Source organism: Mesorhizobium sp. P2_A12, from assembly GCF_056405075.1.
The window spans coordinates 338808-357594 of sequence record NZ_JBFUCU010000005.1; the positions used below are offsets into that span (position 1 = coordinate 338808).

Annotated in this window: 20 protein-coding genes; 9 read left to right on the top strand and 11 right to left on the bottom strand. The window is 63.3% G+C overall.

Annotation, left to right across the window (positions count from 1 at the left end; translation table 11 throughout):
- Nucleotides 1–7: 7 nt before the first annotated feature.
- From fliE to AC1DZU_RS15545, 7 genes are all read right to left on the bottom strand, one after another.
- On the bottom strand, nucleotides 8–334 hold the full coding sequence (gene fliE / locus AC1DZU_RS15515) for a flagellar hook-basal body complex protein FliE (protein ID WP_184876509.1): 327 nt from the start codon (nucleotides 332–334) through the stop codon (nucleotides 8–10).
- On the bottom strand, nucleotides 334–750 hold the full coding sequence (gene flgC, locus AC1DZU_RS15520) for a flagellar basal body rod protein FlgC (protein WP_477286001.1): 417 nt from the start codon (nucleotides 748–750) through the stop codon (nucleotides 334–336). The genes fliE and flgC overlap by 1 nt, the downstream gene beginning before the upstream one ends.
- A gap of 2 nt (nucleotides 751–752) precedes the next feature.
- Complete coding sequence (flgB, locus tag AC1DZU_RS15525) at nucleotides 753–1133, bottom strand: flagellar basal body rod protein FlgB (protein WP_477286003.1); 381 nt, start codon at nucleotides 1131–1133, stop codon at nucleotides 753–755.
- A gap of 83 nt (nucleotides 1134–1216) precedes the next feature.
- Nucleotides 1217–2086 (bottom strand): hypothetical protein, encoded by an 870-nt coding sequence (locus AC1DZU_RS15530; protein WP_477286005.1) that lies wholly within the window; start codon nucleotides 2084–2086, stop codon nucleotides 1217–1219.
- On the bottom strand, nucleotides 2067–3485 hold the full coding sequence (fliI, locus tag AC1DZU_RS15535; protein ID WP_477286007.1) for a flagellar protein export ATPase FliI: 1419 nt from the start codon (nucleotides 3483–3485) through the stop codon (nucleotides 2067–2069). Before fliI ends, AC1DZU_RS15530 begins: the two co-directional genes overlap by 20 nt.
- A gap of 3 nt (nucleotides 3486–3488) precedes the next feature.
- Entirely contained in the window at nucleotides 3489–4211 is a 723-nt protein-coding gene (gene flgF, locus AC1DZU_RS15540) for a flagellar basal-body rod protein FlgF (RefSeq protein ID WP_184876499.1), read from the bottom strand.
- Between the two features lie 7 nt (nucleotides 4212–4218).
- Nucleotides 4219–5340, bottom strand: a complete 1122-nt coding sequence (locus AC1DZU_RS15545; RefSeq protein WP_477286010.1) for a DUF1217 domain-containing protein — start codon at nucleotides 5338–5340, stop codon at nucleotides 4219–4221.
- Nucleotides 5341–5487: 147 nt separating this feature from the next.
- On the opposite strand from AC1DZU_RS15545, the gene motA reads away from it, so the two are divergent.
- The 6 genes from motA to AC1DZU_RS15575 are packed head-to-tail and all read left to right on the top strand — an operon-like array spanning nucleotide 5488 to nucleotide 10327.
- Nucleotides 5488–6363, top strand: a complete 876-nt coding sequence (gene motA, locus AC1DZU_RS15550; protein ID WP_095084502.1) for a flagellar motor stator protein MotA — start codon at nucleotides 5488–5490, stop codon at nucleotides 6361–6363.
- Nucleotides 6364–6395: 32 nt separating this feature from the next.
- Complete coding sequence (locus AC1DZU_RS15555; protein ID WP_477286012.1) at nucleotides 6396–7343, top strand: FliM/FliN family flagellar motor switch protein; 948 nt, start codon at nucleotides 6396–6398, stop codon at nucleotides 7341–7343.
- A 17-nt stretch (nucleotides 7344–7360) separates the two neighbouring features.
- A complete protein-coding gene (gene fliN, locus AC1DZU_RS15560; protein WP_477286014.1) occupies nucleotides 7361–7747 on the top strand; it encodes a flagellar motor switch protein FliN in 387 nt (128 codons plus the stop codon).
- A 43-nt stretch (nucleotides 7748–7790) separates the two neighbouring features.
- Nucleotides 7791–8801, top strand: coding sequence for a flagellar motor switch protein FliG (locus AC1DZU_RS15565; protein ID WP_477286016.1), 1011 nt, complete (start codon nucleotides 7791–7793; stop codon nucleotides 8799–8801).
- 9 nt (nucleotides 8802–8810) lie between these two features.
- Nucleotides 8811–9893: a flagellar biosynthesis protein FlhB gene (gene flhB / locus AC1DZU_RS15570; protein WP_477286018.1), complete on the top strand. Its 1083-nt coding sequence runs from the start codon at nucleotides 8811–8813 to the stop codon at nucleotides 9891–9893.
- Nucleotides 9890–10327: a hypothetical protein gene (locus AC1DZU_RS15575; RefSeq protein ID WP_477286020.1), complete on the top strand. Its 438-nt coding sequence runs from the start codon at nucleotides 9890–9892 to the stop codon at nucleotides 10325–10327. Before flhB ends, AC1DZU_RS15575 begins: the two co-directional genes overlap by 4 nt.
- Nucleotides 10328–10475: 148 nt before the next feature.
- Here the strand turns inward: AC1DZU_RS15575 and AC1DZU_RS15580 are convergent, their stop codons facing one another.
- On the bottom strand, nucleotides 10476–11246 hold the full coding sequence (locus tag AC1DZU_RS15580; protein WP_477286022.1) for a helix-turn-helix transcriptional regulator: 771 nt from the start codon (nucleotides 11244–11246) through the stop codon (nucleotides 10476–10478).
- On the bottom strand, nucleotides 11243–11953 hold the full coding sequence (locus tag AC1DZU_RS15585) for a helix-turn-helix transcriptional regulator (RefSeq protein WP_477286024.1): 711 nt from the start codon (nucleotides 11951–11953) through the stop codon (nucleotides 11243–11245). The genes AC1DZU_RS15580 and AC1DZU_RS15585 overlap by 4 nt, the downstream gene beginning before the upstream one ends.
- A gap of 660 nt (nucleotides 11954–12613) precedes the next feature.
- Between AC1DZU_RS15585 and AC1DZU_RS15590 the strand changes: the two genes are divergently transcribed.
- Nucleotides 12614–13807 (top strand): TMEM43 family protein, encoded by a 1194-nt coding sequence (locus AC1DZU_RS15590; RefSeq protein ID WP_477286026.1) that lies wholly within the window; start codon nucleotides 12614–12616, stop codon nucleotides 13805–13807.
- 92 nt (nucleotides 13808–13899) lie between these two features.
- On the opposite strand, the gene AC1DZU_RS15595 is transcribed toward AC1DZU_RS15590, so the two are convergent.
- Both AC1DZU_RS15595 and AC1DZU_RS15600 read right to left on the bottom strand, forming a co-directional pair.
- Nucleotides 13900–14931 carry a histone deacetylase family protein gene (locus tag AC1DZU_RS15595; RefSeq protein WP_477286028.1) on the bottom strand — a complete coding sequence of 344 codons (1032 nt, stop codon included), beginning with the start codon at nucleotides 14929–14931 and terminating at the stop codon, nucleotides 13900–13902.
- Between the two features lie 23 nt (nucleotides 14932–14954).
- The gene (locus AC1DZU_RS15600; RefSeq protein WP_477286031.1) at nucleotides 14955–15608 is read right to left on the bottom strand and encodes a TetR/AcrR family transcriptional regulator; all 654 of its coding nucleotides are present in this window, start codon (nucleotides 15606–15608) and stop codon (nucleotides 14955–14957) included.
- Between the two features lie 257 nt (nucleotides 15609–15865).
- On the opposite strand from AC1DZU_RS15600, the gene AC1DZU_RS15605 reads away from it, so the two are divergent.
- Both AC1DZU_RS15605 and AC1DZU_RS15610 read left to right on the top strand, forming a co-directional pair.
- A complete protein-coding gene (locus AC1DZU_RS15605; RefSeq protein ID WP_477286033.1) occupies nucleotides 15866–17545 on the top strand; it encodes an amidohydrolase in 1680 nt (559 codons plus the stop codon).
- A 139-nt stretch (nucleotides 17546–17684) separates the two neighbouring features.
- A complete protein-coding gene (locus AC1DZU_RS15610) occupies nucleotides 17685–18785 on the top strand; it encodes a polyamine ABC transporter ATP-binding protein (protein WP_184876476.1) in 1101 nt (366 codons plus the stop codon).
- Nucleotides 18786–18787 lie beyond the last annotated feature (2 nt).

Below are 18787 nucleotides of genomic sequence, written 5' to 3' on the forward strand. Positions count from 1 at the left end.
GAATTCCTCAGATGCCCATTCGGCTGACTTCGAGATAGGCGGAAACCACCTTGTCGCGGATCGCGACGGCGGTCTGAAGCGCCTGCTGCGCGCTCATCACGGCGTCGACCACCTGACGGGTGTCGGCATCGCCCTTGAGCGCCTGCACCGATACCTGCTCGGCATTCTCCATCGTGTTGACGGTCTTGGAGGCCGCTTGGCTCAGCGCCTCGGCGAAGGAGGTGCCGACATTGCCGCCGGCCGAGGGTGTCGCGCCGCCTTGGAGCAGGCTCGTCACCGCGTCGTCGCCACCGACCGAGGACTTGAACTGAAGGGCTCCGATGCCGCTGATCATTACTGGTTCCTCATCAGGTCGATGGTCATGGAAATCAGGTCGCGCGCCTGCTTGACGACCTGAAGATTGGCTTCGTAGGAACGGTTGGCCTCGGTCATGTCGGCCATTTCGATCAGCACGTTGACGTTGGGCATCTTGACATAGCCCTTGTCGTCGGCGGCCTCGTTGCCGGGTTGGAACTCGACGGGAAAGTCACTGGGATCGCGATCGATCGAGTTCACTTCGACCGTCGAGCTGCCGGAGGCCCGGTCGAGCTCGGAGACGAAGCTGATGGTCTTGCGGCGATAGGGATCGGACCCTGGCGTTGTGCCGGTCGACTGGGCGTTGGCCAGGTTTTCCGAAACCACGCGCAAGCGCTCCGATTGGGCGCCGAGGCCGGATGCTGCGACTTTGAGGGCTGCGGTCAGCGCGTCCATGGTCAGCTCTTCACCGCCATCATCATCATGGAATGGAACGCCTTGACGATCGCCGTGTTGAGCTCGAAGGAGCGGCGCACTTCACCGGCCTTCATCAACTGGTCTTCCAGCACCACCGAGTTCTTGGACGGCATGACAACGCCGTTATCTTCCTGCGGCTTGATGGTGAAGCCGGCATTGGTCGCCGCGTTGCCGAGATGGCCGGCCTGCGTGGCCTGCAGCGACACCGCGGTACGGTCGAGCACCTTTTCGAACGGCTCGACATCGTTTGCCGTGTAGCCCGGCGTGTTGGCGTTGGCGATGTTGCCGGCAATGGCGGACTGGCGCACGGCAAGCCATTGCGCTTGCTTGGCGGCGAGGTCGAAAAGGGAAACGGGCTCCATGGGAATCTCCGGGCGGGTTCCCGAAGACTAGGCCGCCAGTCTTGCGCGGACCTTGCGGATGGCCGGACGCCCGAGACGGGGCGTTACCTGGAGAGTTCGATCACCTGGTCGGTGCTGGTGACCATGACCCATTTGCCGTTGCGCTGCTCGATGGAAGACACCTGGCTGGAGTCCGGCAGTATCGAGCCCCGCTGGACGATCCACAGTCCGGCATCGTCCTCGATCATGGCGCGGCCGTTGGCGACATGAACCATGCGGAATTTCGCGGCGTCGGCCGGGAAGGGTTGCTCATCGGGCGCCGGCGCTGGATTGGCGTCATCCTGCACGGTTCCAGTGGCAAACAGATCGAGATTGGCCGCCGGAACGTCCTTTACCGTCAGCGGTGCGCTGCGTTCAGCGACCACGCCGCCGCCCGCCCGTCCCGAATTGGTGCCGGTGCCGCCGAACTTGATCGCCTGGACGCCAAACTGTTCCTGGTTGAAGAAGATGTACCAGGGGAACAGGGCGCAGATCAGCCCTAGCGTGAGGCCGAGCGCAGCAACGACGAAATCGCTGCGGCGGTCGGACTGTTTTTTCAGCCTGGGAAACTGTGCCTTCGGCGGCTGCGGCCATTCAGTGCGGGGGAACAAGCCCTCGATCAGCGAGTCGCGGCTGGCTTGCGTCATCTCGCCAGCCTTTGCCTGGGGATCCTTGGGCAGAGCGACCTCAGCAGCCTTGGACCGAACAGGCTCGGCTGTGGCAACCCTCGGCAGGATTGGCTTGGCAGCCCTGGGCAGGATTGGCTTGGCGGCCCGGGCTAAAACAGCCTCGGCTTTCGCAGCTATGGCGCGGGCAGCCCTTGCCTTGGCAAATCTGGCTTCGTCAGCCCTGGCTTGTTCCGCAGCGTTGGCCTCCGCGATCATCTCGCGCAGGATACGCTCGGTGTACTGGCGTTCAGTCTCCTGCATCGGCATTCAGCTTACCCTTGAGGTGACGGGCGAGATCGGAGAACGGTTCGGCGGACGGACGGTCCTTGGGCGATTGCGTCAGCGCCTCGTAGATCAGCGGCACCTGGCGCACCGCAATATCGAGCTCGGCGTCGACGCCGCCCTGATAGGCGCCCAGCAAACGGATGTCGCGCGTGTCCTCGAAGCGGGCGATCATCGACTTCAGCCTTGTCACCAGCGCGCGCTGTTCGGCGCTCCAGGCCTTGCCGGCAAGACGCGATATGGACGACAGCGGATTGACCGGCGGATAGCGGCCCTGTTCGGCGATCGCACGGTCGAGCACGACATGGCCGTCAAGGATGCCGCGCACGGAGTCGGCGACCGGGTCGTTGTGGTCGTCGCCGTCGACCAGCACGGAAATGATGGCGGTGATCGATCCCCTGCCTTCGACGCCGGGGCCTTCGGCGCCCGGACCGGCGCGCTCGAGCAGCTTGGGCAGTTCGGTGAACACCGAGGCCGGATAGCCGCGGGCGACGGGCGGCTCGCCGGTTCCCGTCGCCACCTCGCGCAAGGCATGGGCGAAGCGGGTGATCGAATCCAGCACCAGAAGCACGCGGTGGCCCTGGTCGCGAAAATGCTCGGCGACGCGCATGGCGGTGTCCGGCGCACGCCGGCGCATCATGGCGCTCTCGTCGCTGGTGGCAACGACGGCGACGGTCTTGGCCATGCTGTCGCCGATCGTATCCTCGAGGAATTCACGGACTTCGCGGCCACGTTCGCCGATCAGCGCCACGACGACTGTGTCGAAGGCGTCGGCGCCGGCAAGCATGGCGAGCAGCGTCGACTTCCCGACGCCGGAGCCGGCAAAGATGCCGAGGCGCTGGCCGAAACAAAGCGGCGTGAAGATGTCGATGACCTTGACGCCGGTCATGAAGGCGGTGCCGACGCGCTGCCGCGCCATGGCGCCGGGCGTCGTCTGGGCGCCGATCGGCGCGTCGTCACCCCTGACGAGTGACGGGCCGGCATCGATCGCCCTGGTGAGCGCGTCGATGGTGCGGCCGCGCCACGAGGCATGCGGAGCCACCGCGAGCGGACCGCGGCGGAACACGGCATCGCCGATGCCGGCATCGGCGCTGCGTTCGAAGGGTGCCACGACGACCTCGTCACGGCTGATCTTGACGATCTCGCCACGGCGCGCGCCAGCATGGCCGCGTTGTTCGACGATGTCGCCCAGCCTGGCGAAGTCGGAAAGGCCGCGCACCTTGTAGTGTGTGGACGTGACTTCGACGACGCGGCCGCCGCGCTTGAGCAGCGCCTCGGTGCCGGCGAAACGCCGCCATACCCGTTCCAGCGCGGCAAGCCGGTCTTCCGGAGCCGGCTGAAGCTGTCTTTCGGGTGCGCGGAGCGATGGCTGGTCGAGCGACATGGACTATTTCGAGCCGAGCGTCTTGATCGCCTCGTCGGTGGAGGAGTCGGTCTGCCGCATCAAGGCCGCCGTGTTCTCGAACGCGCGCTGCACCTGGATCAGCCGGGTGATCTCCAGCACCGGATTGACGTTGGATTCTTCTAGAAAGCCTTGGGCGATGCCGGTATCCGAGCGATCGGTGACCGGCTCCGGCGTGCGCGCGGGAATGATGCCTGAATTGCCGTAGCGGACGAAATTCTCGCCGGGATCGAAATCGTAGAGGCCGATGGAGCCGACAAGCTGGTCGTTCTGGCGCAGCGAACCGTCGGCCCCGGCCTTGGGCGGACCGTTGCGGGGGTCGAGCTGGATCGGCGCTCCGCCGGCGTCGAGCACCGGGTGGCCCTCGATCGACATCAGTTCGCCATTCTCGTTCATCGAAAAGCGCCCGTCGCGGGTCATGACGGTGCCGACCGGCGTATCGATGGCGAACCAGGCATCGCCCTGGACGGCGAAATCGAACGGATTGCCGGTCTCGGTCAAGGCGCCGTGCGCGCCCGAAAGATAGGTCTTGCCCGAAGACGCGAAGGATACCGACTTCGGCCCGGTGCCGGAGACGACATCCTCGAATTTCACGCCGGTGGCGCGAAAGCCGATCGTCGAGGCGTTGGCGACGTTGTCGGCGATCGTGTCGAGGCGGCGCTCGAGCGCGATTTGCGAGGAAAGGGCGACGTACAGGCTGTCCCGCATGATGGTCTCAGAACCTCAATTTCTGCATGGCCATCATCAGGTCGGTGGAGATGCCGACCGTGATCGGCTGGGCAAACAGCACGCTGGCCGAGCTGACCGCCGATGAGGTCGGGTTGTTTATCTCGTACATGCTGGTGAAGCGGGTCAGGAACTTGCCGAGCTTCTCGGGGTCGGAGAAATCCGAGATATCGAGTTTCTGCTCGAACAGCTGCGCCTGCTTGTCGATGTTGGCGGTGGCGAAGGAATCGGGCAGCCCGAGCGCGGTGCGCACGACGCTGGCAAGGGCGGTGTCGGCCAGCACGTCGTACCAGCTGGTGATGGTCGGCGCCTTGCGGTCGAAATAAAGCGCCAGCCGCACGCCCTGGTTGGTGTTGCCGGCATCCTCTTCGAGCGTCTGGCGCATGTACTTGTCGACGGTCGGCTGCTGCGCCGAAACGATGGTGGTGGCATTCTCGCCATTGGCTTCGAAATTGAAAGCCGAGGCCAGTGCGGCGTAGGTCTTGTCCGTCATCTTGTTGGCGACGCTGTCGGGGTCGCGGACGCCGCCCTGCAGAACCCGCTTGATGAGATCCTTGTCCTGCGTCGCCGCATCGAGGCCGAATGACGCGAGCGCGTAGGTATAGAGCCGGTTGTTCGACATCAGATCGTCGATCGACTTCACCTTGGTGATGTTGGCGAGATAATATGTCGTCTCGCCCTTCACATAGGCGGAGTTCGGATCAAGGCCAGCGATTGCCGCTTGCGTGGCGTAGTTCTTGGTCACCATCTGCTGCGTCTTGTTGTAGATGGTCGCGTCGGCGCCGTTGGCGGCGAAGTTGAAGGCGCTGACGAACTCGGCGTAGCGTTTGTCGGTCAGCTTGTTGGCGAAGCTGTTGGGATCGGAGGCGCCTTCCTTCAACGCCTTGACCATGAAGGCCTTGGCGTAGTCCATGTCCTCGAGCCCGTAGGCCTTCATGGCATATTTGAACAACCGGTCATTGTTGACGAAATCGTCGATCGATTTCACCTTGGTGATGTTGGCGAGATAATATTTGGTATCGCGGTCGACCACGGGCTGCTGCTCGATCCTGTCGAGCGATTTCGAGATGTCCTTGGTAATGAGCTGGTAGCTGGTAAAGGTATTAAGCAAAGAGGTGCCTCCGGCCGAAGCTATGCCGGCACAATACCCCCACTTCCTTGCGCGAAACTGAATCGGATCCAGCGGCTTCGATTCAAGCCTCACACAAGGCACGGGGGCTATCCCTTGCTTCCGATGTGAAATGCGGAAGGACCTGTTGTGGGCATTCTGATTGGACTGGTGGTAACGCTCGGCTGCGTCCTTGGCGGCTTCATGGCCATGGGCGGCCATCTTCATGTGCTGGTCCAGCCGTGGGAAGCCGTGGTCATCTGCGGCGCCGCGTTCGGCACGTTTCTGGTCGCCAATCCGATGAAGACGGTCAAGGATACCGGCAAGGCCATCCTCGAGGCGTTCAAGCAGGCGGTGCCGAAGGAACAGAACTACCTCGAAACGCTCGGCGTGCTGCACAGCCTGATGCGCGAGCTGCGCTCGAAATCGCGCAGCGAGGTCGAGGCGCATATCGACAACCCCGAGGAATCAGCGATCTTCCAGGCCTTTCCGACCGTGCTCAAGAATCACGATTTGATGAATTTCATCTGCGATTACTGCCGCATCATCATCATCGGCAATGCCCGCTCGCACGAGATCGAGGCACTGATGGACGAGGAAATCCAGACCATCAAGTCCGACAAGATGAAGGCCTATCACGCAATGGTGGCGGTCGGCGACGGCCTGCCTGCGCTCGGTATCGTCGCCGCTGTGCTTGGCGTGGTCAAGGCGATGGGCGCGCTCGACCAGTCGCCCGAGATCCTCGGCGGCCTGATTGGCGCGGCCCTGGTCGGCACCTTCCTCGGCATCTTCCTGTCCTATGCGGTGGTCGGGCCGGTCGCCACCAAGATCAAGACCGTGCGCGAGAAGAACAACCGCCTCTACATCATCGTCAAGCAGACGCTGCTGGCCTACATGAACGGCGCACTGCCGCAGGTGGCGATCGAGTTCGGCCGCAAGACTATCTCGTCCTATGAGCGGCCGACGATCGACGCCGTCGAGCAGAGCACGATGAACACCGGCACCGCCGAGAAGAAGGCTGCCTGAACGATGCGCCAGAGATCGGTCCCAGCATTGTCATGACAAGCCCGGGAAGCCCCTCGGAAGCCCGCTCGCTGATCATCGAGCGCCTGGTCGGTGACAGCGGCGAGGCCGCCCAGGTCATCGGCACCGGCCGGGGCATGGCCGAGCGCGCCGCGCCGCTGCTGCAGAAGAGCCTGACCAGTGAGCTTGGCGTTCCGGTCACCGTCGATCTCAGGGCCGTCGAGATCAGCCGCGTCGCGGAGGCGCGCTCGCATGCCGGCGATACGTTTGCCATGACCATCGTCGCATCAGCCACGTCGTCCGATGCCATGACCGTGGTGATCGATGCGCCGGCGATCGCGATCACGGTCTGTACGCTGTTCGGCGGCGACCCGGAGATGCCGGCATCGCCGATCGAGCGCGATCTGTCGCAGATCGAGGTCGATGTCTCGACCATGGTGTTCCAACAGGTCGCACAGGCCCTGAACGGATCCGGACGGCGCTCGCTCGATCTGCGCCTGCCCGTGCCGCGGGCGATGTCGGGCACCGAAGCCAAACGGCACGTGCTGCGCGACGGCGCTGCAGTCCGCATCGTCTTTGGCATCTCGACGCCGGCCGATAGCGGCACCGTCACGGTGACGATGCCGCAGCGTATCGTACTGGCCAGCCGCGATAGCGCCGCCAGTGTCAGCCAGGACGACCACAGCGCCAGCTGGCGCGCGCGCTTTTCGGAAGAGGTGATGCGATCCACGGTGGCACTAGAGGCCACCATGCCGCTTGCACGACTGACGCTCGGCGACCTTGCCGATTTCGAAATCGGCCAGGTCATCGAATTCGAGGAAACGGCACAGTCGCAGGCGCGTCTCAGCGCGCGCGGCAAGACGCTGTTCGTATGCGAGTTCGGCAAACTGGGTCAGAATTACACCGTCCGAATCAGGCATCCCTACGATGCCGGACAGGACTTTATCGACGGGCTGATGCCGGCTGCCGCCGGACGCGCCTGAGCATTTGGAGACGATTCATGGCCCAGACCAAGGCGGAAGCCGACCTCGACCAGCCCGACGAGCAGCTCGACCGTGCCATCGAAGAATTGCGCGGGGTCCTGCATGAAGAGGAGCAGCGCCCGGATGCGGCGTTCCGGGCCGCTTCATCAGCCAATTCAAGCGTCATCATGAACATCCCCGTCGATGTCCAGATCATCCTCGGCAGCACCGAGATGCCGGTATCAGACCTGATGGCGCTGCAGAAGGGGTCGACGGTGGCGCTCAACCGCCGCATCGGCGAACCCGTCGACGTCGTGGTCAACGGCCGCAAAATCGCGCGTGGCGAGATCACCGTGCTGGAAAGCGATCCGTCGCGCTTCGGCATCAGGCTGACCGAAATCATCGCCGGCACGAGGGGCGCCTAGACATGGATTGCGGGGCTTGCCGGTGGCAGCGGAGGCGAGAGGCATGACGACGCCGGTGACCTTGACCCGCGCGCAAAAGGCGGCCGCCATTTTGGTGGCGATGGGCAAGCCGTCGGCCAGCCGTCTCTTGAAATTCTTCAAGCAGGAAGAGTTGAAGGCGCTGATCGAGGGCGCCCGGCTGCTGCGGACCATTCCGCAAAGCGATCTCGAGCGCATCGTCGCCGAGTTCGAGGCCGAGTTCACCGAAGGGGCGGGACTGCTCGATTCCGCCGACAGGATGGACACCATCCTCAATGAATCGCTCTCGCCCGAAGAGATGAGCGCGATCATGGGCGACAAAAGATTCGAGGTCGCGCCGGAGGGCCCGCCACCGATCTGGCCCGAGCTCGAAAAACTCGAACCGGCGCGGCTTGGCGCCTTCCTGGCCGGCGAACATCCGCAGACCGCGGCCATGGTGCTGTCGAAGCTGGCGCCGCAAACGGCGGCGAGCGTGCTGCTGACGTTGACCAAGCCGACGCGCGGCGAAATCATCAAGCGCATGGTGACGATGGCCAATGTTCCGGACGCCGCCGCCAGGATCGTCGAAAACCGGCTGCGCAGCAGCGTGCTGACGGAAACCTCGACCAAGGACACTTCGGCCGGGCAGGCGCGCGTCGCCAGCGTTCTCAACGAACTGGACAAGCCGCTGCTCGAGGAGGTCATGCAGGACCTGGAAGCCGCCGGCACGCCCGACCTCGACGGCGTCCGCGCCCGCCTGTTCGCCTTCGACGATTTGCCGCTGCTGACCCAGAAGGCGCGGGTGCTGCTGTTCGACGGGCTGTCGACCGAACTGGTCACGCTGGCCTTGCGCGGTACTTCGGCGGCACTTGCCGAGGCGGCGCTGTCGGCGATCGGCGCGCGGTCGCGGCGCATGATCGAAGCCGAACTCGGACAAGGGTCGGAGGGCGTCGCCCTTGCCGACATCATGGCAGCGCGCAAGTCGATCGTGACGACGACGATCCGGCTGTCGCGCGAAGGCGCCTTCGAACTTCCCTCGACCCAGAACGCCGCCTAAGACCGCGACATGGCTGACGCGGTCGACAAGGATTCGAAAACCGAAGAGGCGACGGAAAAGAAGATCCGCGACACCATCGAACAGGGCAAGCTGCCCCATTCGCGGGAAACGGCGCTGCTGGCATCCTTCGTCGCCATACTGGTGTTCACCGTCTTCTACGCCAAGGACGCCATCATCGACCTCGGCATGTTTCTGTCCATGTTCCTGGAGAAGCCGGAAGCCTGGCCGATGGACACCGAGACCGACGTCATCGCGCTCTACAAGATCGTCCTCCTGGAGGTGGGCCGGGCCATCGTCAGCCTGCTGGTGCTGCTGAGCGTTGCCGGTGTCGGTGCCTCGGTGTTCCAGAACATGCCGCAATTCGTCGGCGAGCGGATCCGGCCGCAACTCTCGCGCATCTCGATTGCCAAGGGCTGGAACAGGCTGTTCGGCATCCAGGGTTGGGTCGAGTTCCTGAAGGCTCTCGGCAAGGTCGGTTTCGCCATCGTCGTGTTGAGCTTCACGCTGTCGGAAGACCACCGCAAGCTGCTCGCCGGCATGATCACCAATCCGGTTGCCTTCGGCCTCGTCATCCGTGGCATCGCCATCGACATCCTGGTGGCGATCGTCTTCGTCATGGGGCTGATCGCGGCGGTCGACATCGTCTGGTCGCGCTTCCACTGGAAGCAGGACCTGCGCATGAGCAAGCAGGAGGTCAAGGACGAGTTCAAGCAGTCCGAGGGTGACCCGATCGTCAAGTCGCGGCTGCGCTCGCTGGCGCGCGACCGGGCGCGCAAACGGATGATGACGGCGGTGCCGCGCGCGACGCTGATCATCGCCAACCCGACCCACTTCTCGATTGCGCTGAAATATGTGCGCGACGAGGATTCGGCGCCGATCGTGCTGGCCAAGGGGCAGGACCTGGTGGCGCTGAAAATCCGCGAGATCGCCCGGGAACACAACATCCCGATCTTCGAGGACGTGGCGCTCGCCCGCTCCATGTACAAGCAAGTTTCGGTCGATAATGTGATCCCGTCGCAATTCTATCAGGCCGTCGCCGAACTGGTGCGGGTAGTCTACTCGAAAAAGGCAGAGCGCAGACAGATTTCATGAACCGGCAACCGCACGCAAACTCCCGCGAGATCATCGTCGCCAGCGCCATTGAGCAAGTGGTGGGGGAACTCCGACTGATCGATGTCGCCGACTACATCGCCTTCATCCGGCTGGAGCATTTCGCCTGCCTGTCGGATCTGGTCGATTCGGCGGTGGAGCTGTTCTTCATGCCGGGCACGCTGCGGCTCGGCCATGGCGGCGAGGCGCATGTCGACTGGACGGGCAGCCCGCGCATCGTGCTCGATCTGGAGCTGAGGCCGCCGGGTGTGACCGTCTATTTCCAGCTGACGCTGAGCGAGCTCGGTGCTTCGGTGGTGGTCAACTATGTCTCGTTCGAGAAGCCGGGCGAAGACCCTGAGCACAACACGGCCCTGCTCGAGGCGGTGATCGAACAGGCGCGCATCCGCAAGGTCGAGCCGCTGGCCTTTCGCTGAACATCGGCCGCTTGCGAGCCTTAAAGCGCGTCTCGTCGAAACGCACTCATGCGACGCGCTTCAAGCCTTTGCTTCTATGCATGTCGTTTTCTCAAAACCGAAGCCACTTTTGAGCGGCATGCATTAGCCGCAAGATCCTCGAATTGCCCTATTCGATAAGTCCCAGCCGCAATGCCTTGGCCACCGCCTGGTTGCGGTTGACCGCGTTGAGCTTCTGGGTGGATTGGGTCAGGTACTGATTGGCGGTGTGCACCGAGAGCTTCAGCAGCCGTGCGATCTCCTCGCTGGTGTTGCCATTGGCGGTCAGCTTCAAGCATTCGAGCTCGCGCTTGGAAATCGCGCGCATGCGTCCGGCATCGCTTGGGCGCATGAGGGCGACAGCGGCGAACAGTGAAAAGCAGCGGGCGTGGATCTCGTAGAGCGCGTCCTGGGGCAGGACGATCTCGGACCCCAGGAAGACGACAAGGCCGCATTGCCCACGCTCGGCATGGACGGGGAAGGCGATGCCGCTGGTGCCAGGCGCCAGCGGCGCCATCTGCTCGGTCCAGGCGAGATTGCCGAACGTCTCCGCCATGGCGGCGACGCCGTCGTCGGTCCACCAGCGCGGTTCCGTCGAGTTGCGGGTGTGGCGCACGATCTCCTCGCCATTGGCGCCTGAAATGAATTTGGTCGCCACCGCAACACCGGGATAGTCGGAATCGAGGCAAGGGACGAGCCGCGCCCGTTCGGCCGACGGGCTGACGAAGAACAGGCCGAAGGCCGAGGCGTTGATGTCGACGGCGATCCAGCGGCAGCGGCGCACGGCGTCCGGAATGGTGACGGCGTGATGGGTCTCGGAGCCGAGCGAGAAGGCGCCGAACGGGTTACGCTGCTCGTTGAAAAGGGCTTCGGCAGCCTCCTTGATATCGGCCTGTTTCAAATGATGCCGCTCCTGATCGCCGTGGCGATGGCCATCGCGCGGTTGCTGGCCGCGAATTTCTGGATGGCGTGGGTGATGTAGCTGTTGACGGTGTTGGAGGAGACGCCAAGGATGACGGCGACCTCGTCGGTGGTCTTGCCTTCGGAGACCCAGAACAGACATTCGCGTTCGCGGTCCGACAGCGGATCCTGCATGGCGGCGGCGGCAATCAGCTGCGGGATGTGCGAAAGCGCGTAGCAGCATTTCAGCTGCGCCCTCATCAGCGCCGGCTGGTCGATGCTGCCGGCGGCCGCTGCCGAGAACAGAGCGAACAGGCGCTGACGGCCGACATTCAGCTTGAGCGAATAGACCTCGGCATGACCGAGCACATCGAGAAGGCGGGCCTCCTCGCCGGTGATCAACCCGTCTGTATCGGGCGCCTGCGATGCCACCAGCGGTCTCGGGCGAATGCCGGGCGCGACGGTGAGCGCGCCTTGTGCAAGCCCGGCGATCAGCCGCTTGCCGATCAGCTCGATGGCGTCGAAAATCCAGTTGGACGAAACGATGCGCGCATCGTTGCGGTCCTGGTCGTGGACAATAGCGACCAGCATGTAGCTGTCGGCGCCGATCTCGGCGGTCAGCTGCATGAAAAAGCTTGTGAGATCACCGCGCGACTTCAGGCGCGAGCCAAATGTATCGGATTGAAGAAGCGCGGCGGGACTGCTCATTCTTGTTGCTTTTGGCCGGAATCGTTTCTGCTGTCCGGATGCTGGGTGCCAGCCGCCGAACCCGAATACGCATTACTTTGACGAAGACACACGCTTGGCGCAGGGCTGCGCCAACAAGATCCGAATCCATTCAGGGAACGCGAAGCCGTCCGCGTCTGGTGCCGGAAAACTCCGGAACAAGAGACTTTGGGTGGTTGCCGCGCCCCCCAAGGACCGGCTGATTCGGGTCTAATCTACCCGCAGTTGAATCTGACATCAAACGCGATTTGACAAAATCGAATCCGGTGGACTCGCATACGACTCAGAGGCGGACTCCCAAGCCCTTTCACCGCCCTTGGGTCACGGAAACGCCGACACGGAAAAGCCAGACGTTGTTGCTAAGTTCCCGTATCGAGGGCGAATCGATTCCGATAGGTTTTCGACGACCGGCAGGGATGGGCATCCCTTCGGTCGGACTGGGCGAGATGGGCAGCGCTCTATTCGCGGCCATCGGCATGGGGGTCGATCATGAAGCGGGTTTTCCTGGCGTTCACGGTGGTGCTTGCGGTCTTGAACGGTGCGTGGGCGGCAGCCCCCGCGCAAATCCACGCCGATTGATCGGTTCAATGCGCGGCCGCCTGCCGCGCGCAAATCTTGGCACTGTTGGTTTCGGGGGAAACGATGAGCGATTCATTTCGGGAAGTTACATCCGTCTCGTGGTTTGGGCGGATCAAGCGCGCGGTCGGTGGGGTCATCTTCGGCCTGCTTTTGATCGTGCTGATGGTGATCGGGCTGTTCTGGAACGAGGGCCGCGCTGTGCAGACGGCACGCTCGCTCGCCGAAGGGGCTGGCGCCGTGGTCTCTGTCAGCGCCGACAGCGTCGACAGCGCCAATGATGGCAGGCTGGTGCATGTCAGCGGGCCGGTGACGGCGGACAGCGGTTTGTTCGATCCGGACTTCGGTATCGCGGCGCAAGGGCTGCGTCTGTCGCGCGACGTCGAGATGTATCAGTGGAAGGAAGAGTCCAAATCCGAGACCACCAAGAAGCTTGGCGGCGGCGAAGAGACGGTCACCACCTACAGCTATTCGAGGGTGTGGGACGACAGCCAGATCGACTCGTCGGATTTCAAGAAGCCGGACGGTCACCAGAATCCGCCGATGGCGATCCACAGCCGGACCTTCCAGATCCCGGAAGGCAAGCTCAGTGCTTTCACGCTCGATCAGCCGGTGCTCGATCGTATCGAGGGTGACAAGGACTATTCGCTGTCGGCCAGTCAGTCAGCCGCGATCAAGGCCGCGTACACCGGCAGCAGGCCGCTGAGCATCGTCGACGGTAAGATCTATCTCGGCGTCGACACGACGACACCGGCGCTGGGCGACTACCGCATCGGCTACGAACTGGCGCCGCTCGGCGTGGTCAGCATCGTGGCGCGACAGGCCGGCAGCCGGTTCGAACCCTACCAGACGATGGCAGGCGACGAATTGCTGATGGTCGACACCGGCACTGTCCCGGCCGACAAGATGTTTGCCGAAGCGGTCAGCGCAAACACGCTGATCACCTGGCTGCTGCGCGCTGCCGGCCTGCTGTTGCTGACGATCGGCTTTGCCCTGTTCCTCAGCCCGATCGGCGTGATCCTCGACGTCATTCCGTTCCTTGGCAGCATGGCGCGGATGGGGACCGGCATCATCGCCTTCTTCCTGGCGATTCTGGTCGGCACGACGACGATCGCCATAGCCTGGTTCTGGTATCGGCCGGTTCTGGCGGCGGGCATCCTGGCCGCCGGCGTCATCGCAGCGGCGGCGGTCTACTATTTCGGCCGCTCACGCAAGGCAGCCGCACCAGCGGTCGTGCCGAGCACCGGCACCGCAACCTGATCGCGAGAACCGGGCAGCAACGCCGCCCGGTCCCTGGTTTTGCTTCTGCTGTCGTTGCCCTAAAAACGCTGACGCCTTTGGGGCGACGGCATTTACCTGCCCTCGAAACCGGTCAGCACGCCGACGGCATTGACGCCGATCTCCTCGACGGCATAGCCGCCTTCCATGACGAACAGCGTCGGCAGGCCGAGCCTGGCGATGCGGCGGCCGATCTTGGGATAATCGGATGTCTTCAGCTTGAACTGGCTGATTGGGTCCTTCTCGAAAGTGTCGACGCCGAGCGAGACGACGACGACGTCCGGCGCGTAAGCGGCAAGCCTGGCGCAGGCATCCTCAAGCGAGGCATTCCAGGCATCCCAGCCGGTGCCGAACGGCATCGGATAGTTGATGTTGAAGCCTTCGCCGGCGCCCGAACCGCGTTCGTCGGCATGGCCGAGGAAAAAGGGATATTCGTCCATCGGATCGCCATGCAGATTGAGGACCTGCACGTCGGCGCGATCATAGAAAATCTCCTGCGTGCCGTTGCCATGATGGTAGTCGACATCGAGGATGGACACACGGCTGGCACCCTGGTCGAGGAACCATTGCGTGGCGACGGCGGCGTTGTTGATGAAGCAATAACCGCCCATGAATCCGGCTCCCGCATGATGGCCGGGCGGGCGGCAGAGCGCGAAGGCGGATGCCTCGCCGCCGTTGACCAGGCCCGCGGCGGTCAGCGCCACGTCATAGGACGACTTGATCGCGGCCCATGTGCCTTCGACGAAGGTGGCGCCGGCATCGAAGGAATAGTAACCGAGCAGGGCGTCGATACGCTTTGGCGGCACGTCGCCGCGCAGCCCGCGGGTCGGCCATGTGAAGGGCATCGCCGAGCCCTTGAAACCGGCTTCCACCCATTGCGGCCAGACCGTCGGCAGGAAGTCGATGTAGTCGGCCTTGTGGATCCGCTTGGCGGCGGCAAGATCGTGCTCGAGCGGCAGGACGATCGGGCCCAGCTTCTCGCTTTCGACCCGCGCCTTGATGAATTCGGCCCGCGAGGGCATTTCGAAACCCGGCACGATCGCGGCGGTGACCAGTTCCATCTGGCCGGCATGGCCAGCATGAAGCGGCGAATAGACAGTCTTCATGAAATTCCTCTCGAAATGCGAAATCAGTCAAGGTTGAGATAGGGGCTCACCAGGGCGAGCCACATGGTTTCCACATCGTCCTCGATGAGGTTGTATGTCCTGCGATCCCTCTTCAGTCCGACCAGCCGGCAGGCGTGCCCGACCTCCATCATCACAAGGCCGAGCCGTTTGGCGATCTTGTCTTCGAGAACAGGATTCACATGCCGCAGCCAGGCGGCGTAAAGCGCGATGATCTGCTCGTCATATTCGTCCTGGATAGGCCTGAGATCGGCATTGCCTGAAATGGCCTCGATCACCGGCATCAGGGTCGCGTTCTCGAGATAGATACTGGACGTGTCGATAAAGAGCTTGCGCACTTCGCGCCGGAATTCGTCGCGGTTGGTGGGCCGGGGGACCTTGATGCGCTTCTCGATCACTTCGGGAAAGGAGGACAGCCAGCGCCGGGCGAGGTCCAGAAGAATGGCTTCCTTGTTGGGGAAGTATTGGTAGACCGAACCGACCGACAGGCCTGCGCGCTGCGCAATGGCGAGCGTCGTCGGCGTCTTGGTTCCTTGCTCCCGCGTCAGGATCAGCGCCGCGTCGAGAATTCGGTCGACCACCTTGCTCGACCGTTGTTGGCGCGGCTGCTTGCGCGGTTCGAGCGCTATCCTGGTTTTGCGGTCGAGACTGCGCTTCACTGCCTGATGTCCCCGTTCCCCGCCCGGTCCCAACACATGCGCAGGGTGTTGTCCACAATACATGCCAAATTCCGCATGTTGACAAACGCGAATAATTAGTCGCATTCTTTATCCACGCTGTCCTCAGGGATAACAAGGGGAATTTCGAAGACAGCACGCTGGCAACGTTTTTTGTCCGTAGCGCCGCTCCGGTGGAGTGGCCGCTCGTGGGCGCAGGGTTGTCGGTCTCAGTCAGTCGTCAAAAGCGCGGAGTCGCGATGTCTGTCACGGGTGCGGGTCATAAAGCTGATCTGATCGTCATCAACGGTCGCGTGCTGACCATGGACGATGACAATCCCGCCACCGAAGCTGTTGCCGTCAAGGACGGCGCCATCATCGCCATCGGCAGCCGCGTCTCCATCGAAGAGCTCAAGGGACCGGCCACCAAGGTCATCGACGCCAAGGGCGGTTCGGTGATCCCGGGCTTCATCGAAGCCCATATGCATCTGTTTTCAGGCGGGGCTGAGCTTGCCCACCTCCAGCTCACCGGTATTCACGGGTTCGAGGCGCTGCAAAAGGCGATCCGTGACTATGCGCCAACCCAGCCGGATGCGAAAATGCTGGTCGGGCAGGGCGTCGACTACACGGTGCTCGGCAGTGAGCGGGTGACACGCCACCATCTCGACGCCATTTTGCCGGATCGCCCCTTCTGCATGGCCGCGCCCGATCATCACACCATGTGGGCCAACACCAAGGCGCTGGAAATGGCCGGCATCCTGCATGGGCGCACGCTCGGCCCGGGCAACGAGATCGTCATGGGCGATGATGGCCTGGCCGGCGGCGAATTGCGCGAGGGCGAAGCCTTCGGTCCGGTGCTTGACCTTGCCGGCGAGAGCCGGGTGCGGCTGGGCCTGGCCACCGGCGGCGAGCCGGATCCGATGCCGACCGCGGCCGAGCGGGCCGCCGACCGCGATATCATGCGGCGCGGTCTTGCCTGGTGCGCGCGCCATGGCATCACCTCGATCCAGAACATGGACGGCAATCTCTATCAGCTCGAGCTGCTGGCCGAGATCGAAGCCGAGGAAGGGCTGCCCTGCCGCGTGCAGATACCGTTCCACTACAAGAATTTCATGACGCTCGACATGCTCGACAAGGCGTCCGACATGGCCGAGCGCTACAACAGCGAGTGGCTGTCATCGGGCATGGTCAAGGTGTTCTACGACGGCGTGCTGGATTCCTGGACCGCGGTCATGGTCGAGCCCTATGCCGACCGTCCGGACTGGGTGGGCGAGCCGCTGTTCACGCCGCAACAATTCATCGACCTGGCTGTCGCCGTCGACAAACGCGGGCTGCAGATCGCCGTGCATTCGATCGGCGACGGCGCCGTGCGCGCGGTGCTCGACGGTTACGAAGCGGCGCAGAAGGCCAATGGCAAGCGCGACAGCCGCCACCGGGTTGAGCACATCGAGGTCACCACCACCGCCGACGTTCCGCGTTTTGCCGAACTCGGCGTCATCGCTTCCATGCAGCCGCCGCACCCGCCTGGCGCCATGGATTTTCCGCTGGAGCCGACCGTATCGCGCATCGGGCCGGCGCGGTGGCCGTTGAGCTATGCCTGGCGGACCTTGAAGGATGCCGGCGCGCGCGTGGTCTTCGCGTCGGATTGGCCGGTGTCGCCGATCGATCCGATCCTGGGCATCCAGGCGGCAGTGTTGCGCAAACCGTGGGCAGACGGCGACCCGGACCAGAGTTTCTCGCTGTATGAGTCCCTCGCCGGCTACACCGTCGAAGGCGCCTATGCCGAATTCGCCGAGCACCGCAAGGGGGTGATAAAACCCGGCTATATGGCGGATCTGGTGGTGCTCTCGGCCGATATCGAGGCGACCGCGCCGGAGGCGTTGCACAAGGTGCATCCGGTAACGACGATCTGTGGTGGCAAGGTCACCTATCAGGCCTGACTGTGGCATGAGGCTTGCTAGCCAAATTACGAATTGAACTGTGATTCAGTGCCGGGCTTGCCAACATACCGGCCTTGTGTTCACATCGAACAGGGGAAAATTCCGCCAGCAAGAGCGGGGTCAACAGTGAGGCGTAATCGTGCCGGACAAACCGGATCGGAATGCGATTGAAGTTGTCAAAGTAAGCAAAATTTTCGGATCAGGAGAGGGCCAAGTCGCTGCCCTCGATACGGTCTCGGTATCCATCCGCGAAAACGAGTTCTTTACGCTGCTCGGCCCGTCGGGCTGCGGAAAGACGACGTTGCTGCGGTTGATTGCAGGCTTCGACTTTCCAACCGCCGGCGAAATCCTGCTCTATGGCCAGGACATCGCGCCGCTGCCGCCCTTCAAGCGGCCGGTCAACACCGTCTTCCAGTCCTATGCGCTGTTTCCGCACATGACGGTGGCCGAGAATATCGGCTTTGGCCTGGAGATGCTGGGCAAGCCGAAGGCCGAGATCAAGGCGCGCGTCGACGCGATGTTGAAGCTGGTCAAGATGGAGGCGCTCAGCGCGCGCCGCACCAGCCAGATCTCCGGCGGCCAGCAGCAGCGTGTGGCGCTCGCCAGAGCACTCGCTCCACAGCCGAAAGTGCTGCTGCTCGATGAGCCATTGTCGGCGCTCGACTACAAGCTGCGCAAGGAAATGCAGATCGAACTGAAGCGGCTGCAGCACGAGACCGGCATCACCTTCATCTTCGTCACCCACGACCAGGAGGAAGCGCTGACGATGTCGGATCGCATCGCGGTGATGTCGTCCGGCAAGATCCTGCAGGTCGGCTCGCCGCGCGACATCTACGACCGGCCGTCGGAACGCTTCGTCGCCGATTTCATCGGCGAGTCGAACTTCCTCAAGGCCGAGGTGGTTGGTGTCTCAGCAGGCCGCGCAACGGTAAAACTGTCGTCGGGCACGGAAATCCCGGCCTCGCTGCCGGAGGGCCTGGTTCCCAAAGGCAAGGTTACCATCGTCGTGCGCCCAGAACATGCGCAGTTGAGCGCCGCAAGCCCCAGTGCTTCGCTGTCGGGCACGGTCGAGAACATCGTCTATCTCGGTACCGACACGCATTTCCATCTGCGCCTCGCCGATGGTGAGCCCTTCATCGTGCGGCGCCAGAACAGCCGTGGCACCGGCGACGGCATCGTCCAGGGCGGCAAGGTCGGCATCCTGATTGGCGGCGACGCCGCCCAGGTCTTGAAGGACTGACG

Bases quoted from the DNA above. Each gene is read 5' to 3' on its own strand.
- AC1DZU_RS15590 (WP_477286026.1), top strand. From the start codon at position 12,614: ATGAGCGATTCATTTCGGGAAGTTACATCCGTCTCGTGGTTTGGGCGG.
- flhB (WP_477286018.1), top strand. From the start codon at position 8,811: ATGGCTGACGCGGTCGACAAGGATTCGAAAACCGAAGAGGCGACGGAA.
- AC1DZU_RS15555 (WP_477286012.1), top strand. From the start codon at position 6,396: ATGACAAGCCCGGGAAGCCCCTCGGAAGCCCGCTCGCTGATCATCGAG.
- AC1DZU_RS15530 (WP_477286005.1), bottom strand. From the start codon at position 2,086: ATGCCGATGCAGGAGACTGAACGCCAGTACACCGAGCGTATCCTGCGC.
- flgC (WP_477286001.1), bottom strand. From the start codon at position 750: ATGGACGCGCTGACCGCAGCCCTCAAAGTCGCAGCATCCGGCCTCGGC.
- AC1DZU_RS15605 (WP_477286033.1), top strand. From the start codon at position 15,866: ATGTCTGTCACGGGTGCGGGTCATAAAGCTGATCTGATCGTCATCAAC.
- fliI (WP_477286007.1), bottom strand. From the start codon at position 3,485: ATGTCGCTCGACCAGCCATCGCTCCGCGCACCCGAAAGACAGCTTCAG.
- fliN (WP_477286014.1), top strand. From the start codon at position 7,361: ATGGCCCAGACCAAGGCGGAAGCCGACCTCGACCAGCCCGACGAGCAG.
- fliE (WP_184876509.1), bottom strand. From the start codon at position 334: ATGATCAGCGGCATCGGAGCCCTTCAGTTCAAGTCCTCGGTCGGTGGC.
- AC1DZU_RS15565 (WP_477286016.1), top strand. From the start codon at position 7,791: ATGACGACGCCGGTGACCTTGACCCGCGCGCAAAAGGCGGCCGCCATT.
- AC1DZU_RS15585 (WP_477286024.1), bottom strand. From the start codon at position 11,953: ATGAGCAGTCCCGCCGCGCTTCTTCAATCCGATACATTTGGCTCGCGC.
- AC1DZU_RS15575 (WP_477286020.1), top strand. From the start codon at position 9,890: ATGAACCGGCAACCGCACGCAAACTCCCGCGAGATCATCGTCGCCAGC.
- AC1DZU_RS15595 (WP_477286028.1), bottom strand. From the start codon at position 14,931: ATGAAGACTGTCTATTCGCCGCTTCATGCTGGCCATGCCGGCCAGATG.
- flgF (WP_184876499.1), bottom strand. From the start codon at position 4,211: ATGCGGGACAGCCTGTACGTCGCCCTTTCCTCGCAAATCGCGCTCGAG.
- flgB (WP_477286003.1), bottom strand. From the start codon at position 1,133: ATGGAGCCCGTTTCCCTTTTCGACCTCGCCGCCAAGCAAGCGCAATGG.